Source organism: Chromobacterium sp. FG89 (genome assembly GCF_057808735.1).
In genome coordinates this window covers 1-2,205 of record NZ_JBMDIQ010000061.1, presented here as the reverse complement: position 1 = coordinate 2,205, position 2,205 = coordinate 1, and the positions used below count along the sequence as shown (strand labels likewise).

General features: G+C 63.1%; 1 protein-coding gene. It reads left to right on the top strand.

What is annotated here, in order from left to right; translation table 11 throughout:
• Nucleotides 1-671: 671 nt before the first annotated feature.
• Nucleotides 672-2,205: RHS repeat domain-containing protein (locus ACODRW_RS24210; RefSeq protein ID WP_488906907.1), on the top strand; the 1,534-nt coding region annotated here is incomplete at its 3' end.

Here is a 2,205-nt window from a genome sequence, read left to right as displayed (position 1 = left end):
CGAAGATGGTGAACGCGCGGGACCAGGCCTTGGTGCAGGCGGAGCGCTGGGTGAGTGCGGTGCCGCAGGAGGGCAGCGGCGGGGTGGTGACGGCGGGGTCTACGAAGGCGCCTGGCGTGGCGGTGGAGAAGAATCCGCTGGCGGGGGGAGCTGTTGATATTGGCAGAGCAGGTTCCGCGACTGCAGATATTAAGGTGCTGGGGCTCTCATGGTGGGATGAAGCCCCTGGCTGGAAAGAAGCAATCCGAGGTTACTGGTCAAATGGTATAGAAATAACAGTTACTTTGCCAGGTGTATTGCCTGAGTATGGTGATGGTCCTTTTGAAATTGTGGTTGATGGCTTGATATATCAAAAGTCTTTTGCTGTTAGCTCGCTTGATAAAGGAAAAGTAATTAAATTTAATTATGAGTTTCGAGGGAATGGTGACTCTGAGAGAGGGCCTACAATTAAGGCGATGTCTATTCGGCTCTTAAAGCAGCAAGGTGGTGTGAAAAAGGAAATTACAAGATTTAACACGCAAGCGTTTGATTTTACATCTTTGCCTGGCGTGGGGAGTAATGATGATTTTTCCTATGGAGATGTAGGTATCCCTCCGAGGCTTATTTCGGGAGGAGGGGTTTCTGGTGCTCAAAAAATTCACTTCCAAGCCCAACCCACTTCCGCCACCCAGATGTTGCTCTACACCCGCCCGGCGGGCAGCAATGCCGGCTGGCAGTATGTCTATGTGCCGCAACTCAAGGTCAACGGCAATGTAGTACCCGGCCAATTCGCCCTCGACTGGTCCGGCATGGCGCGCCAAGCCTACGAATTCCGCTACGTCGCCATGGACGCCGCCGGCAAGGTGCTCAACACCCGCCAGGGCACGATGAACCTCAACGACAGCGCGCCCACCATCTCCCAGAGCGAGGCCGCCGTCGACAGCGCCTTCATGTACAACACCGGCTGGGTCAATCTGACTAATCTCGGCGAGGCCGCGGTGTCCTCGCGGTTGCGTTTCCGCACCCCGGGCGGCGAGTGGGGAGCCAGCCAGGTGCTGGCCGCCACCGGCTTTAAGGGCTGGTTCCAGTTCCTGCCGTCCAACTACGGCCTGGCCGCCGGGCAGACCTGGGAGTATGAGCTCGAGCGTCTCGACGCCAACGGCCAATCGCTGGGCGCGGTGGTCGGCGCCTTCCGTCCGGGCGAAGCGGCTTCCGTCACCCAACCGGTCGCCTGGCGCGACCAGCCGCAGATCGTTCACATCGGCGGCAATCAGCCGGCGGCGGCTACCCGCGGCCTGATCCGCTATCGTACTGCCGGCGGCGCCTGGGCCGAAGCGCCGCTGAGTCGTGCCGCCAACGGCGAATGGGACTGGGACAGCAGCGCGCTGGCCAAGGGCCTGAGCGCGCCGACGGTCTACGACTTCGAATACCAGCTGTTCGACGCCAATGGCCTGATGCTCAATCGCGCCGGCGGCCAACTGACGCTGGGCGGCGGCGCCGTCAGCGTCAATACCAAGGGCCTGACGCTGCCGCTGATGGTCAGCTTCAATCCGCCGCAGACCCAGGCCGCCCAGCTCTTGCTGTCCTACCGGAGCAAGGGCAGCCAGGGCGCCTGGACCCAGGCGGCGCTGAGCCGCAACGCCCAGGGCCAGTTCGCTTTGAACGCCGACGCGCTGGCCGCCGGCGACTACGAGTACCGCTACCAGCTGGCCGACGCCCAGGGCGCCTTGCTGACCGGCGCCGACGGCGCGGCGCTGGACGTCAGCGGCTATCTGCGCCGCCACAGCGGCGTCGACAGCGCCCGCCTCAACTGGGTGATCACCGGCACCAGCCAGAGCGAGCACAACATCATCCGCCGCCAGCAGTACAACGCCTTCGGCGAAGTGAGCAGCGAAACCGACGGCCGCGGCAACATCACCACCTTCGAGTACAGCGCCTTCGGCCAACTGCTGGCCAAGCAAGACCCGCAAACCGTGATCGTCGCGGCCGGCGACAAGGCCCCGCCGCCGGTGCGCACCCTGTACCGCTACGACGCGCTGGGCAATCTGGTGGCCACCGTCGACGCCAACGGCCAGCTCAACCGCCAAAGCTGGCTGGCTGGCGGCGAACGGGGCCAGGGCAAGAGCGGCGGCGAGGCGCACGCCGACGGCGGCGTCAAGCAACTGGGCTATGACGTGTTCGGCAATCTGCGTGTCAGCGTCGACGAAATCGGCCGCCGCAGCGATT